General features: G+C 33.9%; 19 protein-coding genes and 1 pseudogene. 6 read left to right on the top strand and 14 right to left on the bottom strand.

All coding sequences use genetic code 11. The features are described from left to right. Positions 1-235: 235 nt before the first annotated feature. From potH to eco, 4 genes and pseudogenes are all read right to left on the bottom strand, one after another. Positions 236-1108, bottom strand: a pseudogene (gene potH, locus H3T56_RS08420) (putrescine ABC transporter permease PotH); the annotation flags it as partial. A 324-nt stretch (positions 1109-1432) separates the two neighbouring features. Beyond that, positions 1433-2569 carry a putrescine ABC transporter ATP-binding subunit PotG gene (gene potG / locus H3T56_RS08415; RefSeq protein WP_034902514.1) on the bottom strand — a complete coding sequence of 379 codons (1137 nt, stop codon included), beginning with the start codon at positions 2567-2569 and terminating at the stop codon, positions 1433-1435. A gap of 101 nt (positions 2570-2670) precedes the next feature. Beyond that, the gene (locus H3T56_RS08410; RefSeq protein ID WP_034902512.1) at positions 2671-3780 is read right to left on the bottom strand and encodes an extracellular solute-binding protein; all 1110 of its coding nucleotides are present in this window, start codon (positions 3778-3780) and stop codon (positions 2671-2673) included. Between the two features lie 312 nt (positions 3781-4092). After that, complete coding sequence (gene eco, locus H3T56_RS08405; protein ID WP_198192567.1) at positions 4093-4587, bottom strand: serine protease inhibitor ecotin; 495 nt, start codon at positions 4585-4587, stop codon at positions 4093-4095. Positions 4588-4691: 104 nt separating this feature from the next. Here eco and ydiK point away from each other — a divergent pair, with 104 nt between their 5' ends. Beyond that, a complete protein-coding gene (ydiK, locus tag H3T56_RS08400) occupies positions 4692-5744 on the top strand; it encodes an AI-2E family transporter YdiK (RefSeq protein ID WP_198192563.1) in 1053 nt (350 codons plus the stop codon). Positions 5745-5880: 136 nt separating this feature from the next. Beyond that, positions 5881-7236 (top strand): CDP-diacylglycerol--serine O-phosphatidyltransferase, encoded by a 1356-nt coding sequence (gene pssA, locus H3T56_RS08395; RefSeq protein WP_034902509.1) that lies wholly within the window; start codon positions 5881-5883, stop codon positions 7234-7236. 64 nt (positions 7237-7300) lie between these two features. On the opposite strand, the gene H3T56_RS08390 is transcribed toward pssA, so the two are convergent. The 3 genes from H3T56_RS08390 to H3T56_RS08380 form a co-directional block, all read right to left on the bottom strand. Continuing rightward, a complete protein-coding gene (locus H3T56_RS08390; protein WP_198192562.1) occupies positions 7301-8272 on the bottom strand; it encodes a sugar-binding transcriptional regulator in 972 nt (323 codons plus the stop codon). A gap of 281 nt (positions 8273-8553) precedes the next feature. Then, on the bottom strand, positions 8554-8895 hold the full coding sequence (locus H3T56_RS08385; RefSeq protein ID WP_198192561.1) for a hypothetical protein: 342 nt from the start codon (positions 8893-8895) through the stop codon (positions 8554-8556). Positions 8896-9037: 142 nt separating this feature from the next. Then, entirely contained in the window at positions 9038-11011 is a 1974-nt protein-coding gene (locus tag H3T56_RS08380; RefSeq protein ID WP_198192560.1) for a TonB-dependent receptor domain-containing protein, read from the bottom strand. 170 nt (positions 11012-11181) lie between these two features. Here H3T56_RS08380 and H3T56_RS08375 point away from each other — a divergent pair, with 170 nt between their 5' ends. The 3 genes from H3T56_RS08375 (at position 11182) to H3T56_RS08365 (ending at position 15516) form a co-directional block, all read left to right on the top strand. Beyond that, entirely contained in the window at positions 11182-12102 is a 921-nt protein-coding gene (locus H3T56_RS08375; protein WP_198192559.1) for an ABC transporter substrate-binding protein, read from the top strand. A 695-nt stretch (positions 12103-12797) separates the two neighbouring features. Continuing rightward, positions 12798-14120, top strand: coding sequence for a 30S ribosomal protein S12 methylthiotransferase RimO (gene rimO, locus H3T56_RS08370; protein ID WP_198192558.1), 1323 nt, complete (start codon positions 12798-12800; stop codon positions 14118-14120). A gap of 7 nt (positions 14121-14127) precedes the next feature. Next, positions 14128-15516 carry an MATE family efflux transporter gene (locus H3T56_RS08365; protein ID WP_198192556.1) on the top strand — a complete coding sequence of 463 codons (1389 nt, stop codon included), beginning with the start codon at positions 14128-14130 and terminating at the stop codon, positions 15514-15516. 58 nt (positions 15517-15574) lie between these two features. On the opposite strand, the gene tkt is transcribed toward H3T56_RS08365, so the two are convergent. From tkt to H3T56_RS08335, 6 genes are all read right to left on the bottom strand, one after another. Continuing rightward, entirely contained in the window at positions 15575-17581 is a 2007-nt protein-coding gene (tkt, locus tag H3T56_RS08360) for a transketolase (RefSeq protein ID WP_198192554.1), read from the bottom strand. A 117-nt stretch (positions 17582-17698) separates the two neighbouring features. Beyond that, positions 17699-18649 (bottom strand): transaldolase, encoded by a 951-nt coding sequence (tal, locus tag H3T56_RS08355; protein ID WP_065613207.1) that lies wholly within the window; start codon positions 18647-18649, stop codon positions 17699-17701. A 610-nt stretch (positions 18650-19259) separates the two neighbouring features. Beyond that, positions 19260-19496, bottom strand: coding sequence for a FeoC-like transcriptional regulator (locus tag H3T56_RS08350; RefSeq protein WP_065651889.1), 237 nt, complete (start codon positions 19494-19496; stop codon positions 19260-19262). A 37-nt stretch (positions 19497-19533) separates the two neighbouring features. Further along, positions 19534-21861 carry a Fe(2+) transporter permease subunit FeoB gene (gene feoB / locus H3T56_RS08345; protein WP_198192552.1) on the bottom strand — a complete coding sequence of 776 codons (2328 nt, stop codon included), beginning with the start codon at positions 21859-21861 and terminating at the stop codon, positions 19534-19536. After that, on the bottom strand, positions 21858-22097 hold the full coding sequence (locus H3T56_RS08340; protein WP_081298917.1) for a FeoA family protein: 240 nt from the start codon (positions 22095-22097) through the stop codon (positions 21858-21860). Before H3T56_RS08340 ends, feoB begins: the two co-directional genes overlap by 4 nt. 236 nt (positions 22098-22333) lie before the next feature. Next, positions 22334-22675, bottom strand: coding sequence for a nitrous oxide-stimulated promoter family protein (locus H3T56_RS08335; RefSeq protein ID WP_065651887.1), 342 nt, complete (start codon positions 22673-22675; stop codon positions 22334-22336). 73 nt (positions 22676-22748) lie between these two features. Between H3T56_RS08335 and H3T56_RS08330 the strand changes: the two genes are divergently transcribed. Further along, complete coding sequence (locus H3T56_RS08330; protein WP_198192551.1) at positions 22749-23579, top strand: shikimate 5-dehydrogenase; 831 nt, start codon at positions 22749-22751, stop codon at positions 23577-23579. Between the two features lie 299 nt (positions 23580-23878). On the opposite strand, the gene H3T56_RS08325 is transcribed toward H3T56_RS08330, so the two are convergent. Further along, positions 23879-24835, bottom strand: coding sequence for a carbohydrate kinase family protein (locus tag H3T56_RS08325; protein ID WP_065651885.1), 957 nt, complete (start codon positions 24833-24835; stop codon positions 23879-23881). Positions 24836-25128: the final 293 nt, after the last annotated feature.

Raw genomic sequence — 25128 nt, 5'->3', positions numbered from 1 at the left:
ATAAAAAGGAAAAAACTACTAATAGAATTAATCCTTTTAAACATCTCACTAACAACGCAATTGTTACAATAGTTGTTAAGATGAGGCTAAATAGCAAGCATCCGACATACAAGCTAGCACTACCTAATAGCGCAAATCCTGATGCAGAGATCAAAACCGATAACACTATTGAACCGAATAATGCAGCAATAAAAACAATCAATGCTGAGCGCATGACTAATGGTAAATTATTCATTTATTTACCTCCCATTTCTCGGTTCTGGAACTTATTAAAGTAGTAGATAGGTACAATTAATATCAATAACATCACTGTTGCCACTGCTGATGCAGCTGGCCAATCGTGATTATTAAAGAATTCAGCCCATAATTGGGTACCAATCATTAGACCATCAGAAGGACCTAATAATTCAGGAATAACATATTCACCTACTGCAGGAATAAATACCAACATGCCTCCGGCGATAACGCCATTTTTGGTTAGCGGTACAATAATTTTGAAGAAGGTTTTAATTGGTTTACAACCAAGATCTAACGCCGCTTCAATCAGCGTTGTGTCTACTTTACTTAATGAGGTATAAATTGGTAATACCACAAATGGTAAATAAGAATAGACAATACCGATATAAACAGCTAAGTAAGTTTTCATTATGATTAATGGCTGATCTATAACCCCTAACCACATTAAGAAATTATTTAATAGACCATTAGGATTTAAAATCCCAATCCAAGCATAAACCCGAATTAGAAACGAAGTCCATGATGGCAATATGATTAATAGTAATAAAATATTTCTGGTTGATGGTTTACATTGCGAAATAGCCCATGCTAATGGGTAACCAATTAAAATACATAACAACGTTGAAATTGCTGCAACTTTTAATGATTGTAAATAAGAATCTAGGTAGATTGTATCTTCAAGTAGATTAAAATAATTACCCAAATTTAAAACAATATTAACTAAGCCATCTTCATAGCTAAACAGTTCAGTATAAGGTGGCACAGCTATCGCTACTTCGGAAAAACTGATTCGAAATACAATTAAAAACGGTAATAAAAATAGCAACAACATCCAACAATATGGAATAGCGATGACTAATAGACGACCATAGAGTGTCATCAAATCAGAATCATCACGTTGTAGTCGCAACTTACGATAAGCATAATAGATCGCCACTAAACCTAATCCAGCAGGTATATATAAAATACTGCCGGCTATAATCAACCGATAAGCAAATTTAGATGGTTTATAATGTGCCAAATATGCGCCAACACATGATACTAAAAAACTTAATACCATTGACGTAAATAACGCATCTAAAAACAGATTGTCAAATGCATTGATGGTTACAAAACGTACATAAACACCAAGTAACACTAAGGCATTTAACAACAAACCCCATAAAATGGATCGCATCAATTTGTCCTCTTGTGTTTATTCGGTCAGCACAACACAGCTATCAATTTCCCAACTTAAGTTGACAATATCACCCCAAGTTGGCATTCCTTTACGATAACGATGTTCGTTTTGTAGTTGAGCAATAATAATTTGTCCACTTTGTAATTTAACGTGATAAATCGACAGATCGCCTAAATAGGCAATTTCAACTACTTCACCCGTGGCAACGTTGTAACCATCGGCTGGAATTTCATCACAAAGTTTAATTTTTTCCGGTCGTAATGCGACTTGAATTGGCACACCTTCAACCGCCGGTGAATCGTAATCGACTTTTAATGGGTGTTTAATCATCGGACAACTGATAATTAATCCATCTTCTAAGGTCTCTTGTAAAATACCGTCAAAAACATTTACAGAACCAATAAATTCTGCACTATAACGGCTATTTGGATGTTCATAGATTTCTTCAGGCTCCCCTATTTGCACAAATTGGCCTTTGTTCATAATCGCAATACGCCCAGCCATAGTCATGGCTTCTTCTTGATCATGGGTAACCATTACGCAGGTTGCACCAACTTGTTCTAAGATGCTAACCACTTCAAGTTGCATTCGGTCACGAAGTTGCTTGTCCAATGCGCCCATTGGTTCATCTAACAGTAGTAATTTTGGTCTTTTAGCTAAACTTCGAGCTAAAGCAACGCGTTGTCTTTGACCACCTGAAAGTTGATGAGGTTTACGTTTGCCAAACTGTTCCATATGCACAAGCGCCAACATCTCTTCAACACGATGTTTAATTTCATTTTTATCTAATTTATCTTGTTTTAATCCAAAGGCAATATTTTGCTCAACCGTCATGTGAGGAAAAAGAGCATACGATTGAAACATCATATTAATCGGACGATTATAAGGTGGTACTTGTGATAAATCTTTACCATCTAAAATAATTTGTCCAGAAGTCGGTTGTTCAAAACCGGCAAGCATCCGCAATAATGTTGATTTACCACTACCCGAAGCTCCTAATAAGGCAAAAATCTCTCCGGTATAAATGGTTAAATTGACATCATCAACGGCATAATAATCATCATTAAAAACTTTGGTTAAATTTTTGATCTCCAATAATGGAGTTATCATCTTTTTTTTAGGCTGTACCTGATTTGTTGTTTTATCGTTCACACTTTTTTCCTCATAACAACAAGCCAAAAAAAACGAGACGGAAAGATTTTAAATCTCCCCGTCTAGAATGTATAAGTCAATTAATTGACATTTTCAAACGGCTATTTACCCGTTTTTAATTTTGTCCATGTGCGAGTGATCACACGTTCAAGTTTCGGTTCTTTTACCGTTAAAGTGAATAATTTTTCCATCACTTCTGGTTTTGGATAAACCGCTGGATCATTTTTCACTTCTGGCTTAACAAACTGATCATTTGCAACTTTATTAGCGCTAGCGAAATTAACATCATTAGTAACTTGAGCTGCAATTTCAGGTTTCATAACAAAGTTCAAAAACTCATGAGCCTCATCAGGATTTGCAGAATCTTTTGGAATAGCAAAAGTATCAAAGAATACTAATGCACCTTCTTTCGGAATTTGATATCCAACATGCACACCATTTTTAGCTTCGTTAGCTCTATCACGGGATTGTAAAATATCACCTGACCAACCTAAAATCACACAAATATCACCATTAGCTAAATCAGTAATATATTGAGATGAATGGAAATAACGGATATTTGGTCTTACTTTTTCCAACAATTCGTAAGCTGCGCCAGTATAATCTTTTGCATCAGTACTATTTGGATCTTTACCTAAATATTGAAGAGCACTTGCTAAGATTTCAGTTGGAGCATCTAAGAATGCCACACCACAATCTTTAAGTTTTTCCATATTTTCAGGTTTGAAAACTAAATCCCAACTGTCAACAGGAGCATCCTCTCCAAGACGTTCTTTAACTTTATCAATGTTATAACCAATACCAGTAGTCATCCATACATATGGGATTGCATACTTATTATCTGGATCATGGTTAGCCATTAATTTCATTAAATTAGGATCAAGATTTTTCCAATTAGGCAATTTACTTTTATCTAACGGTAGATAAATATCAGCTTTAATCTGTCTAGCTAAAAAACTATCTGAAGGTGAAACCACATCAAAACCAGAATGACCGGCCATTAATTTACCTTCAAGCGCTTCATTGGAATCATACACATCATAAACCAGTTTAATACCAGTTGATTTTTCAAAATCAGTGATTGTGCTATTACCAATTTGACCTGCCCAATTATAAAAATGCACGACACGGTCTTTTGCTATAGCAGATTGAGATAGTGCTAGTGATACACCAGCGATGATTGAAAGAATTGTTTTACGTTGAGTAAACATGCTCACCACTTCTCCTCTAGTTAGGGATATTACATGTTAGACACAAGCCCATTGTTAAATACAACGGACCCCCAAATTTTACCATTATTACTCATTAAATAATATGGTGAAACCGAGGTAATCAGGCAATCACAAATCATTAATATAATTAATGAACATGTAGAGCTAACCTTGCATTACGAGGGATAAAATACCTTTTTTTTTTCAGATGTCCACTTAAAAAGTCAAATATTCTAAGATTGTGGGCTGAGTGACTAGATTTTAATCAATCAACCCTTTATTAGCGAGCTATTAACAATTAATTTACTTTTTTTATTCGGCGCTAGCTTGCAAAATTTTTGCTTCTGGTTGCCATACACGATATTTAACCGTCAAATCGTTTGGAACGTAGAATACTAATGGTAATCGGCTGTTATAATTTAATAAACCTAACTTATGGTTGATAGAAACAAATTTATTTTCGTTAGCGCCTTCAGGACAAGCCATCATTGTAGAAATGCTACCTTTAGCTTCTTCAACAACATAGTAAGAATATCCCCAACCTTTAAGCTCTTGTTCTTTAACAATTCCACCTAAACTTTGAGTATTGCAATCAACATTCATCTCTTTACCAATTAATATTTCTACTTTAGCGTTAACTTCATCTTTTAAGTTTGGTAGATGAATGACATAACGAGTAGAACCGACTTTTGCATCAGGATATGGAGCAATTTCATTTAGTTTTTGAACCTCTTGCGGGGCTTTTTGCGTATTTGCGCAAGCAGATAATGCCACACTCATCAATGCTAATAATACTAATTTTTTCATTATTATTTCTCCAATAAAATTGTCTAACTTAATACGTCAACGTATGCTTTTTAGAACATAATGCGTATAATAACATTATCTAGATTAATGAATATGAGATAAAAATGCCAGCAGAAAAAAAAACTGATGATTTATTAAAATTAATTCTTAATTTACTTTTGATAGGCTTACTAATTGTTTTAACTTATCGAGTAGTCGAAGTATTTTTATTTGGCTTTTTTTGGGCGGTAATGGTGGTTATTGCAACTTGGCCATTAATGATCAAAATCCAAAAAAAACTCTTTAATAAACGTTGGTTATCTTTATTAGTCATGGCGATAATTTTAGCCTTTGTCTGTGTTATTCCTTTTATCTTAATAATTAGTAGTGTTGCTCAAAATGGTCATTATCTGGTCGAATGGGTTAGAACGTTATCGCATAGAGAATTACCTACCCTCGATTGGTTGGTCAATATTCCGATGTTTGGTGAAGAATTTCACCAAAAATGGCTTGAGCTTATCAAAACAGATGGTTCACAATTAATATCCGATATTCAACCTTATATTGGCATCATGATTGGCTGGCTTTTAGAGCAAGTAACCAATATTGGCGTTTTTATTTTTCATGCCGGTGTCATGATCATTTTTAGTTTATTACTGTTTCTTAAGGGAGAAAGTATCACTAAATATGTTTATGTTTTGGCGAATCGTTTATCTAAACAATATGGCACTACAACAGTTACCTTAGCGGGTCAATCAATACGAGCGGTGGCATTAGGTGTAGTTGTTACAGCCATCACACTGGCATTAATTGGCGGAATGAGTTTTATCTTTACCAAAATGCCATTTCCAGGCATTTTAACCCTAATTCTATTTATCTGTTGCGTTGCTCAAATTGGACCTGTTATTGTCATGTTAGGTTGTATCATTTGGCAATTTTGGGATGGGCATATTATATCAGGCATAGTTTTAATTGTTGTGGCTATCATTTTGACCACCCTTGATAGTGTAATGCGAGCATATTTGATAAAGAAAGGCGCCGATCTCCCCTTCTTACTTATCTTATTTGGGGTAATTGGCGGAATTCTAGCCTTCGGAATTATGGGTTTATTCATCGGCCCAGTAGTCTTAGCCTTAAGCTATAAAATTATTCAACAATGGGTTAATGAACAAGCTTAAAGCATATTTAGGTATATAATAGAGTTAGTTAACCGATCAATTTAATTATAGATTACCCCTAAATAATAGGAGTATTATTTTCTGACATAAATTGTGGTATTCTACACTTTGTGTCAGTTTTAATGATATTTAGAACATGCGAATACCCTTTATAAAATATAATCATCAAAAACATTTAAACGAATTAGCCAAGCTTCAACAGAAAGCTGAACAATATCAGATTGTTTATGATCCTAAAACCTATAGAGTTGCATTGCTTGAACAGATAAAAAAAGCTCAACATCGTATCTATATTGTTGCCCTTTATTTAGAACAAGATGAAGCTGGTCGCGAGATTCTTGATGCGCTTTATCAAGCTAAAACCCACCAACCAAACTTAGACATCAAAATTTTTGTTGATTGGCATCGTGCTCAACGGGGTCGAATTGGTGAAGATAAAACCAAAACGAATGCGCGTTACTATTATGATTTGAAACAACAACATCCATCTGTTGATATTCCGGTTTATGGTGTGCCAGTTAATCGTCGAGAAGTTTTAGGTGTATTACACTTAAAAGGATTCATAATTGATGACAGTGTAATCTATAGTGGTGCTAGCATTAATAATGTTTATTTATATAAACTCGATAAATACCGTTATGATCGATATCACTTTATCACTAATAAAGTTTTAGCGGATACAATGGTGAATTATGTTAATGATAATTTTCTGCCACTTGATGGTGTGCAACGGTTAGATGTTAGTGAACATAAAACCCGTAAACAAATTAAGTCAGAAATTAAACAACTACGCCAACATCTTATGGATGTTAATTATCAATATACGGGAAATAGTGATAACGAAACTTTATCAGTAGCACCAATTGTAGGTCTTGGCCGAAATAATCAGCTGAATAAAATTATTCACCATCTAATAAACACGACTGAACAAAAAATCACATTTTGTACACCTTATTTCAACTTACCTAATATATTAGTGCGTGACATCATTCGTCTATTAAGAAAAGGTAAACAAGTTGAAATCATTATTGGTGATAAAGTAGCTAATGACTTTTATATTCCTGAAGACCAACCTTTTAATATCTCGGGTGGATTACCTTATTTGTATGAAATAAACTTAAGACGTTTTGTTGAACGGTTACAAAATTATATTGATAAGGAACAGTTAATCATTCGATTATGGAAAGATGCTGATCAAACTTATCACTTAAAAGGGATTTGGGTAGATGATGAGTGGATGATGATTACAGGTAATAATCTTAATCCAAGAGCTTGGCGTTTAGATCTGGAAAATGCCATACTTGTTCATGATCCTAAACATGAATTACAACAACAGATTAAACAAGAACTCACAACTATTCGTGAAAAAACAGCACATGTCACCCATTTCCAACAAATTCAAGCTAGCCAATTCTATCCAAAACAGGTACATAAATTAATTAAACGTTTAAGCCGCATCAGAGTGGATAGAATTATTAAACGATTATTATAATTAAATTTGATCTAGATTAATCAAGGCTATTTGTAATGTGTTTACAAATAGCTTATTGGCTAAATTAGATTTTGTTTTGTTGTAAACTTAATATAGTTCTAGCGTTTGAAGCACTTGTCGCAATGATATCAATTACGCCCGACCGTAGTGCACCTAAAATTGCGGTTGCTTTAGTATTTTCCGAAGCAATAGCAATAACACATGGAATATTACGTAATTCTTCAATACTTAAACCAATCACTCGATCATTCATATTTGTATCGACCGGATTACCATTGATATCAAAAAATCCATATCCAGCAATATCACCAATCACACCTTGATTTAATGTTGCATAGGTCACTTCTTGTGGAGTAAACCAACCCAATTGCACCATATAACAGTTTTCATTCATATCGCCAATACCAACTAAAGCAATATCAGCTTTAGCCGCTCTTTCTAATGTATCTTTAATAACTCTATTTTGGATAAATGCACGTTTAAGTTCACTATTTTCTACATAAGCTGGTGCATACAAAGTCTCACTAGTTGCACTAAATTTTCTGGCTAAACTTCGACTAATGTGGTCAGCATCAATAATTTCACCAACACGCTGAGTACCACCTATGCCACAAATAAATTTACACTGTTTTTCAGGAAACACACCAACATGGCTGGCAATAGCAGCAACATTACGCCCTTGTCCCACCGCAACGGTCATACCATTTTTTAAAGTACTAGACAGATAATTTGATACCAGAGCAGCAACTTGTCTACGTTGCTCCTCTTCGTCTTGATGATCTAAAGCAATTAAAGCTCGTTTAATACCAAAATGGTTAACAAATTGCTGTTCAATGCGAGAACTAAATATTGGATGATATTTAACACTTATTTCAACGATTCCTTCTGCTCTAGCCTTTTTTAGCAAACGACCAACTTTAATGCGTGAAAGACCAAATCGCTGAGCGATTTCTTCTTGAGTTTGTTCATACTCATAGTATGCAACTGCAATTTCTGTAAGTAATTCCGACTCTTGTTTATCTTCAAATACAACCATCAAGTTTGCCTTTCAACACTGTAGTAACTTCTTGCGCTATGATAGATAATATATTACAAAATCGTCTAGCATGCCATGGATTAAGACCAATAAATAATTCAATAAGATAAAAAATGATATATTATTAAGTTTGATAAGAATGGAACAAATATACATGATTGGTTGTTTATGATAATTATGAAGAAATTTCAATTTATATTAAGCTAAAAAACCCCTTTCCTCAAATTTTTAATCATGAAAAAAATTAGCTGAACTGAATAAATACCGACTAAGAGCGGATATTACTTTTCTGGTGTTTTTTTCTTTCGTGATTTTTGTTTAGTTAATTGTTTAGTTAAGCGCATTCTTGCTCTTGACTCAGCAAATAATCGATCTCTTTCAGCTTTCTTTTGCAGCTTCTGTTGCTGTTCTTCTTTTTCCCATTGCTTAACCTTCCATGTTGACCATATTTTAAACACTTGCCATAAAACAAAAAGTAAAACTACCACAAATATTGCTGCATACGGGTCAAAGACAAATTCAGATCTAGCTAGATTAACTAATACAATATTATTAGCATATACAGGTGAGTACGTTAAAAACAATATAACAATAAATACAATTTTACAGACAAATTTGGACATGAATTAATTTAAAATCCCTTTATGAAATAATCCTAAATCATAACTAATAAACTAAAATATTTATGTATAGTTTATTATAAAAAAAGTGGCTGTATTAACAGCCACTCAATATTTATAACAACCTTTTATTGATGAATATTAATTAGAAATTAACTTCAGTACCAACAAAATAGCGACGGCCTTCTAATGTTTTACCGAAGTCATCGTTAGAAACATCTCTATCAAATAAGTTATAAACGCCACCATAAATCTTAGCATTTTGATTTATTTGAAAAGATGCACCCACATCCCAGAAGGTATAACCTGGATATTCAATCTTTTTGCCACTACGATCCGTAGTTGTTTCCACTCCGTAATAAGCAACTTTAGTCCATAAATCCAATTGTTGGGTTAGATTCCAATCAAGCTGAGTATTGAATTTTTGCTTAGGTGTACGATTTAAAGGTTTACCTTTATTTTTACCAGTTTTTTGTTCTGTTTTAGTCCAAGAATAGTTAGAACTTAGCAAGAAATCAGTAAACAATGGTGTTTTAAATGATAGTTCTAAACCTTTAAGATCGGCTTTATCTACATTCTCACGGCCTTGAACAAAATCAAATTTTTCTTTATAACCATTGATTCGGCAATTTCTTGATCCTGCTTTACCACGACAAATATAATAAGACTGGATTTTATCTTTATATTTAGTATAAAAAGCTGTTGCAGATGCATCAATACCATAATCATTGGTATAACCAACGCCTATTTCAAATGAATCCGTTTTTTCAGGTTTTAAATCGGGATTACCCATTATCATTCCTTTGTTACCTGTTCCAGATCCACCTGTAACCTGTCCCCAATCTGAAACAACTTGGCGTAGTTGTGGTGTTGCAAATCCAGTTGAATAACCACCCTTTAAGGTAAAGTTATCATCAATATTCCAGACACTATAGACTCTTGGATTCCAGTTGCTACCATAGTTTTCATCTTTGTTATAACGCAAACCAGCCGTTATACTCCAGTTATCAAAAATACTTATTTCATCCTCAGCGAATAATGCATAACTCCAACGATCAATTTTTGTTAGAGTCTTGTTTAACTGATTACCTCTATCATGAAGTTCTTGATAAGTATATGCTCCACCAGCAGTTAACATATTAATCGAGAAAGGAATTGTCACACGTGAGTCAACATTAGTATTACGAATTTTCATTTTTCTTTCTGGATTATTATTACCTTCATGAGAAATAAAGGATGTCGTCGATACATCGCCAAATAAACCATTATGCGTTAAAGCAAAAGAGTTGCGACGGTTATCTCTATTAAAATCACCGCGATTAACTGGTCTTGTTTTACCACCTGAAGCATTACTGTTTTGTAAAGAGCGTCCAAAATCAAGATCAAATGTCTGAGTATCTGTAGCATTAAGTGATATTTTCCCATTTAAGCTACGTAATTTTTGTCCTGAATGCCCATTTAAAAACTTATCTTCACTACGTTTGCTGTACTGACCAAATAATTGAATACCTAAAATATCATCAATAATTGGTCCCATCGTTGAAAAACTACCTACATAGGTATTTTTCTCATCAGAACGATAAGGCACAATTGATTCAACCCTTAAACCACCGTGCCATTTGTTGGACACTTTTTTAGTAATGATATTAACTACCCCACCCATAGCATCTGAACCATATAAAGAAGACATAGGTCCACGGACAACTTCGATACGCTCAATAATAGTTAATGGGGGTAGCCAGCCTTGCTCGAAACCAGAATTATCACTATTTGGTCTAGTTTCACGAGTACTAACTTTTTTTCCATCAATTAATAATAATGTATATTTGGCATCCATACCACGAATACTAATATCGGTCGAATCGCCGCCACCAGTTATTGTGACACCAGGAATGTCTTTCAGAGCATCGGTAACATCACGATAAGGTTTTTTGCTAATTTCTTCCGGCGTGATCACCGAAATTGTTGCCGGAGCCTCTTTAATTTGTTGTGAAAATCCTGATGCTGTCACCACCATAGTATCAGTATTTTTATCATCAGCCGCCATCGCTAAACCTGATAATGATAATAAAATACTTGTATTTAAGACATGTGTAGCCAACTTAAACTTGGTATTCATTGTTATAACCCTATTAATTATATTGATATTTTGCAAAGCAATCCGCGAGTAACAATATACTATATGAGAATAATTATCAATATCCTTACGAAAAATTATTTATTACTAGACAATCATAATCCTTTAAACAATAATAGTTATCATTTGCATCATACATATAGGAACTAATTATGAATACTAAGAAAAAACTATTATTAAGTAGCTTAGCAGCGTTAATGTTAGGTTTGACTGGTTGTCAATCGTCAATTACAGTAAATCCAGATAATAAACAATCAGTTGTTGTGCCTAAATCACCAAATAAAGTTGTGGTGATGAATTATGGAGCCTTAGATACATTAGATGCGTTAGGTAAAGGATCAATTGTAACAGCAACACCGCTTTCTGTTCTTCCGGCTTATCTTCAACAATATAAAAATACGACTATTACTGATACAGGTAATATGAAAGAACCAAATATTGATGCAATCAAACAAGCTAAACCGCAATTAATTATCATTGACGGCAGACAAGCAAGGCATACGGAAGAATTCACTAAAATCGCTCCAGTAATTAATTTAAGCGTTGATGCCAAAAACTACCTTGAATCGACCAAAAATCATATCAATGTATTAGCAAGTATTACTGGTACTGAAAAAACAGCTAACAATCTAATTCAATCATTAGATGCTAAAATAAGCAATGCTCAATTAGTTGCTCAAGCAAGTAATAAAAAAGCAATTGTTGCTATTCATAATGACGGTAAAATGATCCTTATCAATGCAAGCTCTAGTGCCGCATTAATTCATGATGTGTTAAAAGTAAAACGTGCGGTACCATTAGCACCACAACCGACCAACGCTATTGGTAAACCAAAACCAACCTTTATTGATAATAATTACATCAGTAAAGTTAAACCAGATATTATTTATGTTGTAGACCGTAGTAAAGCAATTGGCCAGTCTGCGATGAAAAATGATTTCTTCAATACAAAAGTATTAGCAAAAAGTAAAACTGAAGTTATTTATTTAACACCAGACCTTTGGTATTTATCTGGTGGCGGTGCAGAAAGCTTAGACCGTCAAATCGATGAAGTAATTAATGTATTAAAATAAATTGATTTTTTATAATAAATTAACTTCCTTTCACAAAAGCCCTTATCACTATAAGGGCTTTTTAATTAACAATTTTACCTTGGCCTTCTTTAGAATATTTCACACAACCCCAATCAAATGATTGATAAGTGTTTTTTATTATTTATTATTACACGCCAATTGAATGTAAGGAGAATAAACATTAAGAAAAAAACTATTGTTAATTGCAGCATTATTTCCTTTTATGATTCACGCACGAGCGGATGCTCCGCTAGGTTTAACATGAGGTGCATCAATATCGGACATTGTTTCAAAATATAATGCAAAAGAAATAATTGAACAAAATGATTTGATCATATATGAATTACCTAACCCTCCTATAACATTACCTAATATTACTTTATATAAATTATTAGCTCTGTTGAAAGGAAAAAAATAGATGCAAAGGGTATTAATATTAGTGATCCGTCGAATAAGATTTATCGATATTACCTATTACAAATAATTAAAATATAAACTTCAAATTATTTGCAATAAATAGCATGTTACATACATGCTATAAGAAATTATATTTTTATAGATGATAACTGCGCTAAAAATTTTTATTTGGTTCAAGTTAAATATGTTAAAATGCTCGCCTGTTGTCATAATCTAAATTGGCAAATTTTTAAATTCTCGATAAATACCTCAATAAATTTTAAATTACTATAAATATTATGAATACATCATCCCCTACTATCGGATTTGTGAGCCTTGGTTGTCCTAAAAATTTAGTTGACTCTGAGCGAATTTTAACTGAATTACGTACTCAGGGTTATCAAGTTGTACCTAGCTACGATAATGCAGATTTAGTTATTGTTAACACCTGTGGCTTTATTGATAGCGCGGTACAAGAATCATTAGAAGCCATTGGCGAAGCACTAAATGAAAATGGTAAAGTTATTGTGACTGGTTGTCTTGGCGCTAAAGAAGATCAAATTCGTGATGTACATCCTAAAGTGCTTGAAATATCAGGACCTCACAGTTATGAGACTGTACTTGAGCATGTTAATAAATATGCACCTAAACCTACCTATAATCCATTTACTAGTTTAGTACCCGAACAAGGAGTAAAACTAACACCAAAACATTATGCTTATTTGAAAATCTCAGAAGGCTGTAACCATAGTTGTTCATTCTGTATTATTCCTTCATTACGTGGCGAAATGATCAGTCGACCAATCGGTAATGTGCTTGATGAAGCAAAACGTTTGGTTGATGGTGGGGTGAAAGAATTATTGGTTATTGCCCAAGATACATCAGCTTATGGTATTGATATAAAAAACCGGACCAATTTTTGGAATGGTATGCCGTTAAAAACCGATATTCATACCCTTTGTGAACAATTATCTAGTCTTGGTATTTGGGTACGACTACATTATATGTATCCTTACCCTAGTGTGGATAATTTAATTCCTTTAATGGCGGATGGCAAAATCTTACCTTATTTGGATGTACCATTACAACATGCTAGCCCTACTGTATTAAAATCAATGAAACGACCGGGAACCATTGAAAGAACACTTGAAAGAATTCATAAGTGGCGAGATATTTGTCCAGAAATCACTCTGCGTTCAACTTTTATTGTCGGTTATCCAGGCGAAACTGAACAAGATTTTGAATTACTACTCGATTTTCTATCTCAAGCACAATTAGATCGTGTCGGTTGTTTCCCTTATAGTCCAGTAGAAGGCGCTGCGGCTAATCAATTAGCCAATCAAATACCGGAGCATATAAAACAAGAACGATTCCATCGGTTTATGCAATTGCAACAAACAATTTCAACCCGTAAGCTACAAAACAAAATTGGTAAAACATTATCCGTGCTTATCGATGAAGTGGATGATGAAGGTGCAATTGGACGAAGTATGGCTGATGCACCGGAAATAGATGGTGTAGTCTATCTAAATGAAGAAAAAACGGTTAAAGTTGGCGATATTGTTAAGGTCAATATTGAACATTCAGATGAATACGATTTATGGGGAACTGTACAACAGTAAATAACCAATGAAATTACATTATCGAAATGAAATTAAAAATTTAATTACCTTAGCTATCCCTGTCATGATTGCTCAAATATCACAAACAGCAATAACGTTTGTTGATACAATTATGGCTGGAAATTACAGTAAAACAGCCTTATCAGGTGTTGCTATAGCGGTATCAATTTGGTTACCCACAGTATTATTTGGTCAAGGTCTATTGACTGTATTAACTCCCATTATATCAAACTTAAATGGTGCAGCTAAACGTGAGCAAGTTGCCGATCATACACGGCAAGGTGTGGTGATTGCATTAATTTTATCTGTGTTCATAATGTTAATTTTATATCATTCAGATAAAATAATTAGCTTAAGAAGTTCCGCTGATAATCCGATTGATCCAGACATGATTGAAGTTGCCGTTTCATTTTTACGTGCAATTATGTGGGGAGTACCAGCATTTCTACTATTTTTAGTTTACCGCAATCAATGTGAAGGTTTATCTAACACAAAACCCGCCATGGTAATAATATTCATTGCCTTACTTGCTAATATTCCAATTAACTATGTTTTAATTTATGGCAAATTAGGCTTACCTGCTTTTGGTGGTGTCGGTTGTGGCATTACTGCAGCAATAATTTTCTGGTTAATGTTTGGTTTAATCCGTATATATACCTTAACTACTGCTAGCCAACGTGATATTCGTAAAACGCCATTAACAAAGCTTGTTGATTTTTCCATCATTAAAAAGATAGTGGTATTAGGAATACCTTTAGCTCTTGCTTACTTTTTTGAAATGAGCTTGTTTGCTGTAGTTGCCTTACTTATTGCCCCTCTCGGACAAATAACTGTGGCTGCTCATCAAATTATCTTTACTATTAGTAGTTTAACATTTGCAATTCCATTATCTCTTGGCGTGGCGACCAGTATTCGTGTCGGTTACTTATTGGGTAAAAATAAACCAATTCTAGCCAAGCAAACTGCTTATATAAGTTTAGCGATATCCTTCATGATAGCGGTAATCGTCGCATTAATTCTGGTCATTTTTAGATCACCAATAATAACCATATTTACTCATGAGATCGATGTAATAACTATCTGTCTACAACTGATTATTTTACTTGCCATCTATCAAGCATCAGATTATTTACAAGTAGTAGCAAGTAATGTATTACGTGGTTATAAAGATACTAAGAGCATCTTTTTTATTACTTTACTGTCTTATTGGGTTGTTGGTTTACCAGTTGGTTACATATTAGGCTTAACTGATCTAGTGATGGAACCAATTGGTGCCGCAGGATTTTGGATAGGGATTATATCAGGGCTTGCTGTTGCTGCATTTCTGTTAATTGCCAGAATGGTTTATCTACAAAAACAACCAACAGAAATAATATTAAAACGCGCTTCTAGATAATTTAATTAGATTAAAAAAAGCCACCATAAGGTGGCTTTTTACTATTTAAATAAATTTATTATTTTAATAAACTATTGGCTTGTTTTAGAACATTCTCAACTGTAAAGCCGAATTTAGCAAATAATTGTTCTGCTGGACCTGACTCACCAAAGCTTGTCATACCAATAATCTTGCCATTTAGACCAACATATTTATACCAATAGTCACTAATACCAGCCTCAATAGCGACTCGTGCAGTGACTGAAGATGGTAATACTGATTCTTTATAAGCTTGGTCTTGTTTATCAAATGCATCGGTTGATGGCATTGAAACAACACGTACTTTTTTACCAGCTTCGGTAAGTTTATGATAAGCCTCAACAGCTAGTTCGACTTCAGAACCAGTGGCAATTAAAATCAGTTCAGGAGTGCCACTACAATCATTTAAAATATAGCCACCACGATAAACATTAGCTAATTGTTGTTCGGTGCGTTCTTGTTGTTTAAGATTTTGTCTTGAGAAAATTAACGCAGTTGGACCGTCTTTACGTTCAACAGCATATTGCCAAGCAATAGCTGATTCAACTTGGTCACAAGGACGCCAAGTACTAACGTTTGGAGTGACACGTAAGCTTGCCATCTGTTCTACAGGTTGGTGAGTTGGACCATCTTCACCTAAACCAATTGAGTCATGCGTGTAGACAAATAAAGAGCGAATTTTCATTAATGCGGCCATACGGACTGCGTTACGCGCATACTCCATAAACATCAAGAAAGTTGCACCATAAGGAATAAAGCCGCCATGTAAAGCAATACCATTCATGATTGCAGACATACCAAATTCACGTACACCATAATAAATGTAGTTACCATCTGGATTAGCTAAAATCTCTTTAGAGCCTGACCACATAGTTAAATTACTTGGTGCTAAATCAGCTGAACCACCTAAAAATTCAGTTAACACTGGCGCAAAAGCTTCAATGGCATTTTGTGAGGCTTTGCGGGTAGCAATTGTTGCCGGATTTGCTTGTAGCTTATTAACAAAATCTTTAGCGACCTGTTGCCAATTACTTGGTAAATCACCATTCATACGACGTTTGAATTCTTTTGCTAATTCTGGGTAAGCTTTTGCATATGCATCAAAGCGAGCATTCCACTCATCTTCACGTTGTTTACCAGTAGCTTTTGCATCCCACGCGTCATAATAATCTTTTGGAATTTCAAATGCAGGATATGACCAACCTAAAGCTTTACGCGTTGCTTCAATTTCAGCATCACCAAGTGGTGCGCCATGACAATCATGACTTCCTGCTTTATTTGGAGAACCAAAACCAATAACAGTTTTACACATTAATAATGATGGTTTATCAGTTACAGCTTGTGCTTGCTCAATAGCTTCAGCTAATGCCTTAGCATCATGGCCATCAATACCACGAATAACATGCCAACCATATGCTTCAAAACGTTTAGCGGTATCGTCGGTAAACCAACCTTCAATTTCACCATCAATTGAAATACCATTATCATCATAAAAAGCAATTAATTTGCCTAATTTAAGTGTACCCGCTAATGAACATACTTCATGAGAAATCCCTTCCATCATACAACCATCACCCATAAATACATAGGTATGGTGATCAACAATAGTATGTGCTGGTTTGTTAAATTGAGCAGCTAATGTTCTTTCAGCAATAGCCATACCGACAGCATTGGCAATACCTTGCCCTAAAGGACCTGTTGTTGTTTCAATGCCTGGAAGATGTCCAAATTCTGGATGACCTGCGGTTTTAGCATTTAATTGACGAAAGTTTTTTATGTCATCAAGGGTTACGTTATATCCAGTCAAATGTAACAAGCTATAAATTAACATTGATGCATGACCATTCGATAATACAAATCGATCCCGATCAGCCCAATTAGGATTGGTAGGATTGTGTTTCAAAAATCCTCGCCAAAGGACTTCAGCCATATCGGCCATCCCCATCGGCGCACCAGGATGGCCTGATTTTGCTTTTTGCACGCCATCCATGCTTAATGCTCTTATCGCATTGGCTAGTTCGCGGTGGGATAGTGTGGTTACATTCATGTTAATATTCTCCAAAAATATATTTTAAATATTCATTGATTGTCTACAAACAGCAGACAGATAAAACGCTTTCGTACCAAAACAAAAAAGGGGAATATATTTCCCCTATTCTTTTAATTAAAGTAGTGCTCCGATCATATCTTCTAGTTTACCCTGATCGACAGCAAATGCACGGATGCCTTCAGCCAATTTTTCAACAGCCATAGCATCACTGTTATGCTGCCATCTAAACTCAGCTTCAGTCATTAATGCTGGACGCTCAACTAAAGTTTGATTTGGATCTAATTTACGCACTACTGGGGCACTTGATTTTTGCATCTCAGACAATAAATTAGGGGAAATAGTTAAACGATCACAACCCGCCAATGCTAAAATTTGATCAACTTGTCTAAAACTAGCCCCCATGACAATAGTCTTATAACCATGTTGTTTATAATAGTTATAGATATTACGTACTGAAACTACACCAGGATCTTGGTCAGCAATATAAGGATCTATAGGTTTTTTGGCTTGATACCAATCATAAATACGACCAACAAATGGTGAAATTAAAAAGGCATTAATTTCAGCACAAGCTCGCGCTTGAGCGAAGGAAAACAATAAAGTTAAATTACAGTTAATCCCTTCTTTTTCTAAAACCTCAGCAGCTTTAATACCTTCCCACGTAGAAGCGATTTTAATCAGAATTTTTGATTTATCAATGCCTTTTTGTTTATAAAGCTCAACAATTCGGCGAGCTTTTTCAATACAGGCTTGGGTATCAAATGATAATCTTGCATCAACTTCAGTCGAAATTCGTCCTGGGATAGATTTTAAAATTTCAGCGCCAATATTTACCGCTACTTGGTCACAAGCATTAACCAATTGCTCGGCTTTACTACCACCTAGTTTTTTAGCTGTTTCAATAGCAGAATCAATTAAATAACGATATTGAGGAAGTTGAGCAGCTTTTAAAACAAGCGATGGATTAGTTGTTGCATCTTCAGGAGAAAACTGTTTGATTGAATCGATATCGCCAGTATCAGCAACCACAACAGTTAATTTTTTGAATTCATCTAATTGACTCATACTTGTATTTCCTCTACTACATGTTTTTTAAACATAATTATAATAACATTTATTAAGTAATAAAACGACAAGGTTTCATCGTTTCGGTTAAGGTCTTTTTGGCTAAAATGAACAAGACCGATAAAACTACAATTTGATCAGAATAAGCTATCGATAAAAACGAAAAACATTGATATTTCATAGCCATTAACTAACTTTTTAGTACATAAAAATTAACAGGTAAATAATGTAACAAATTGACTCTTCATATTTATGTAATCATCTAAACCAGTAGTTAGCAATTTGTTGATCGAATTTAAATCAAGGATATCTTTTTATCACTTGTTATCGGTTTTATAGTTTTTACTTATTTACACCAAAATGAACATAAGTTCATATTAATATCATTTGTAATTTTGAGATACAAATAAATTTAATTTTGTGACATAAGTCGCAAAAAAAATAGTAAATAAAAAATAATTTAATTTTTAATAGCTGATAAAGAAGTGGATTCAATTCTAAAAAAAGCAAAAAGTTAAAATAATTTGGCAAGAATTTATCAAAGGTTAGATATTAATACTTTTGATACAATCAAATTAACTTTAACCATTAATTGATTGTATTCGATATTTTACTCAATCCATACATAGCTTGCATAAGCGTCTAAATTACAACTTATACACGTTGAACACTGTTTACCTGCACAAGTTAATAAATCACGTTTAATTAATTTTATTACTCCTTTTTTAACCCAAAAATTCAGCATAGGTTCAACTGCACTGCTAGATAAGCGAAAGTGACGAGCCACATCTTGCAGATTAGCTCGTCCTTGTAACTGAATATAATCACGAATTGCGGTAATTAACATATTATTAAATATTTAAATTTATCATTAACCAATAATTTTATTCACAACAAGCTGATTGGTTGTTGTGAGATCGTGGTTTTGGTAAGTAATATTGATTAAAGCAAGGTAAACGCCCCATTTTACGCATAACGATAAAAATGAAAGTCATAAATCCTCCAATAGCTATCAACCAATAAGGTGCACATGAAGATTGGCCTAATAAACTAAATTGGTAATAAATTGTTGCTGACAACCAACCTATAACAAAGGTCCAAATAGCAACAAATATCATCCATTTTAGCCCTGTTTCACGATAGATTGTGCCTAATGCTGCCGCACAAGGTGTATAAAGCAACACAAAAATAAGATAAGCAATAGCTGAAGATGATGTAACAAATGAACTACTTATTTTCGATACCGTAGTCGAGTCGACAGACAATTCATTTTGTAAACTGTTTTCATCTTGATTAATACTAGATAGACCTAGCGGATCAGCGATTGAGTTAGTTAAATCAATAAAACGATCTGGAATGGTTTCTAACGCTGACTTGATGCCATCATAAAAAGAAAAAGGTTCTGGTTGTTCAGTTTGATGATCCATTGAATAAAGTGAATTTAAAGTTGCCACAACTGACTCTTTAGCAAAGATTCCGGTAAAAATACCTACTGTTGCAGGCCAATTTTGCTTATCAATTCCCATTGGTGTAAATACAGGAGTAACTTTTTGCCCCATAACTGATAACACAGAGTGATTTGAATTTTCATTCCCAAATGAACCATCAGTTCCTAAGGAATTAAAGAAGCTAAGTACGGTTACCATAACGACAATGGCTTTTCCTGCTCGTAAAACAAAGCTTTTCAAACGTTGAAAAGTTATTCTCAACATACTCCGTAATGTCGGAATACGATAAACAGGCATTTCCATAATAAATGGCGTTAATTCACCTTGTAACAGAGTATTTTTTAATATAAATCCCGTTAGCATAGCTACTAAAATACCCAGCAAATACAGCATAAACACAATAATCGATGCATGATTAGGAAAAAATATCACAGTAAACAAAGCATAAATGGGTAATCGAGCACTGCAAGACATAAACGGAATTAAACAAATTGATAAAATACGATCACGCGGACTATCAAGTGTCCTTGTTGCCATAATTGCTGGTACTCCACAACCAAAGCCCATTAACATAGGTACAAACGCTTTACCGGGTAAACCAATGCATCGCATAAAACGATCAACAATCATTGCTGCTCGCGCTAAATAACCTGAATCTTCCAAAAAAGATAGCACAAAAAACATCGCCGCAATAACCGGTATAAAGGTCGATACCGTAGTGATGCCATTGCCGACCCCATCAGCTAAAATAACTGTTAACCAAGTTGGTGTATCTAGCATATTTAAGAGATAAGCAAAGCCATTAACAAAAATGGTACTAAATACTCCTTCAAAGAAATCAACAAAAACCGAACCAAAATTAATCGCAATAAAAAACATGCTATACATTGCGAGTAAAAAAAATGGAATACCAGTAAAACGCCCTAAAGCTAATTTATCCAATTTTTCAGTAAGATTAATATTGGCTTCTCTAGGCTTATCAATCACCATCTTGCAAAGCGTATCAATCGTATCATAACGTGCACTTGCAAGTGCTACGTCAATCTGATTATCGAAATTGATAGACAATAAACAACGACAAGCAGCTAACTTTTCGTTTTCTAAAAAATCCAAAGATTGATTTGCCCCATTAAGCAAGGCTTCAATTAACTGCCAACGAGTAAATTGTTTTATCCGACTGGTTGCAGGCAATTCAGCTAAATATCGATTAAATACAGCTTGTGCATCACTACTTAACGTATCAATGGTTGGCATCGCAGTCTTTAAATTCGATGAGCTAACTTCAATTTGCTGATAAAATTTTGATAATCCAGTTTTTCGCGTAGACGAAATCGCAATAACCGGACAACCTAAAGCTTTGGTTAATTTATCGATATTTAATCTTTCTCCCATAGCTTTAAGTGCATCAACCATATTAAGCACAATTATCATAGGTACTTGCATATCAATTAACTGAAATGTTAGATATAAACTGCGTTGTAAATTTGTTGCATCAATAACATTAACTATCAAGCTATTGTTATCAGTTAATAGAAACTGCCGAGTAATAAATTCATCTTGAGCAATACCGATTGGATCTGGCTCAACAGAGTAAGTTCCCGGTAAATCAACAATATCATAGTGCTTATTTTGGTAAGTAAACGAACCAGATTTGTGCTCAACAGTTACCCCTGGCCAATTACCTACACGCTGTTTTGAACCAGTTAACAAATTAAATAATGTCGTTTTGCCACAATTAGGATTACCAACTAATGCAATTTTCATGCGACTACCTCAACTTCAATTGCCGCCGCTTCACGACGGCGTAAACACAGTAGAAAACCACGCAAATTAATTTCAATTGGATCACCTAATGGAGCTATTTGCATCACAGTCAACTTACATCCGGGCGTCATTCCCATAGCTAAAAGCTTTTGACGAAAAGGTAAAGAGTCAGGTAACAGACGTTTAATAACAGCTTCACGTCCTTGAGAAAGGCGATCAAGCGTAAATGCAGACATCATACTTCCTATCAAATAAGGTTGTATTTAAAAAATGACAATATTTTAAAAGATAATCATTCGCATTTTTAGCATTAAACTGCGAGTAAATTGCAAAAAACATCTAAAATAAGTGAAAATTATTGCATCGATAGGAAAAAACGAATACAACATTGATGAAATCAAAAAAATAAGTGATAAAAATAAGCCAAAAACCCCTCTCCTCAACTTTTTTAATTGTCAAAAAAATGCTTTCGTTAAAATACCTTCAAAATAGTTTTCAAATTTTTATACAAATGCTTAACCGCCATAATTGGATGATGGATCATCATTCTTGGGCCGGCATAGCGCATAACTTCTTTGATTTTTAGTTTGTAATCTTTGCGATAACAATGTTTTGGACAGAGTTCACAGGTGGTTTTCTGTTCGCCAAATCGACACATAGTTAAACGTTGCATGGCATATTGCAACAGATCATTACACTCGTCACAAAGCTGATTTTTCGGGGTATGGTGTTTCTGGCGGCAATAAAGGGCTATCATCACCCTCACCGTGGCTTTTTCTTGAGTAATTTTGGGACCAGTGTTATTTGCAACCATAATCAAATATACGTCTGTTAAAAAAGATGATAGAATAAAGAATTAGTTATTATGATCACAAGGATTTTGGTTAATGGCAAGAATTATCAACAAAGATACTACGGTTTGTATGTCACTTTCATCAAGACCAAGTAATTTTGGTACTCGTTTTCACAATTTTTTATATGAAAAATTAGATTTAAATTATCTATATAAAGCTTTTACAACCAATAACTTAAAAGATGCTATTTATGGAATTAAAGCATTATCAATTCGTGGTTGTGCTATCTCAATGCCTTATAAACAAGCATGTATCGAATTTATTGATGAATTAGATGTTTCGGTACAATCAATTCAAGCGGTTAACACTATTGTTAATACCGATCACTATTTGAAGGCCTACAACACTGATTATATTGCGGTGGAAAAACTAATTAAGGCTAATCAGATCAGTAATAACACACCATTCGTTTTAAAAGGTAGTGGTGGTATGGCTAATGCTGTAATTGGGGCATTTTACGATGCTGGTTTTAAACATGGCATAGTCTGTGCTAGAAACCAACAGAAAGGGGAAGCTTTAGCTAAGCGTTATAATTACCAATGGCAAAAAGATGAATCTACCATTACACCAGAACAAGCTAAATTAATTATCAATGTTACGCCAATTGGCATGCAAGGTGGCATTGAGGCAGACCAATTATCGTTTAGTGAAACAATAATTAATCATGCCGATATTGTTTTCGATGTTGTTGCCTTACCTGTTGAAACACCACTTATAAAATTTGCCAAAAAATTAAATAAAACAATTATTTCAGGAGCTGATGTCGCCGTATTACAAGCGGTTGAGCAATTTATTTTATATACCGGTGTTACTCCTAGTGAAGAATTGATCCAGCAAGCAGGTGAATTCGCCAGACAAGGTTAAAAACATTACAAAGAATTAATAATAGAGTCAGGTTAACATGTTAAACAAGGACGTTTAACAAAATTGTAGTTTGTTTTAAAAAATATATCAAAACGATAACAGTGATTAATAAAAAGGTCTTATATGAAAACGCTTTGCTTAAAGCTTATAAACGTAATTGAATGAGCATAATTGATTATAAATCCTATTAGAAAGCAGAAAATTTGTGATACTTAAAAATATTTAGAAAAGTAATTTTTAGAGATTCAAGAAATCACTCAAATAAAACAATTTTGATGATCAATCATTTTAGTAATAGATCAAAAAAAGTATTTAAAATCCTTAATAAGATCTTTACCTGCTTGATTAATATCAACCAAGTTAGGCATTGCACTACGCCCTCTTTTCTGTTTGTTGGCTGCTACTATGGCTAGATTGGCAAACAAAATCGTTTTCTCTAATGGCCAACCATAACTAATACCGTAAGCAAAAGCCCCCTGAAAAATATCATTTTCAGTAATGTCATCAACAGCTTGTTTGTTAAAGCCAGAAATTGTCACTACTTGTTGATGATCAAGATATACGCAATCTTTTTTATTCATACGAATAATAATTTTACCGTTAGTTAAATTGCGTAATTTTTTCAATGCACTTTTAATCTCATCGCTACCATGGAAAGCTTTTAATTTGACAAAAGCACTAGCAAATTGTTCTGTTACAATTAGATAATCAGCTTGTTGAGCTAAATACAAACTATTAGCCGACAGGTTATCTACATTCATAATCATTTTGACTTTGGGTAAATGCTCGATTAGGTACTCACTCAATTCTGCTTCATAGCCATCAGCTAACATAACTATATCATTTTTGTTTTCGCTTACAGTTTGTATAAAGTGAGCTAATTTATTTTTTTCTGCTATTGTCAATTTAGGCGGCTGTAGCAAGCGATGTGATATAATAGTATAGCTATTATTTTGCTCATCAACAGTGATAGCTTCTAATGGTGTGACCATTTTCTCTGAAAAGATAAATTGCCGCGTATTAACGCCAATATTAGCAAGCTCTGTCTCAATTTGATTACCATGATTATCATTGTTGAGATGGCCAATATGATATATATCTTCACCCCATAGTGCTAATAAATATGCTGTATTAGCACATGATCCTCCGCCAGAATAAACAACATCATCGGAAGTAATTGAACCATTCAGTTCCAAACCAGATGAGGTAAAACACAATAGATCTAAACAAGCAAAACCAACGGTAAGTATTGTCATCATTTATCCTTAATAAATTATGTAATTTAAAAAAAACAAATATTGAAAATAATTTAACTAAACGATTTTGAACGTAATTGTGCTATTGATTACCACTAATTAAGAGAGAAAAAAGCAATAAGGGAAGTAATCTTACTGCTTTCATATAATACAACAATGCCAACAAAAATCTTTTGGATATGTAAATCTAACTTTTGATAACTTAATCAAATAACAGATCTAATTAAGAATCGATAATATAATATTCTATTTAGCCCCATTTGATAAGTATTAATTAAAATTTATTTTATAAA

This window comes from Gilliamella sp. W8123 (assembly GCF_016101085.1).
GTDB lineage: Bacteria > Pseudomonadota > Gammaproteobacteria > Enterobacterales > Orbaceae > Gilliamella > Gilliamella apis.
The sequence above is the reverse complement of the archived record's forward strand: the minus strand, read 5'-3'. Positions and strand labels throughout refer to the sequence as shown.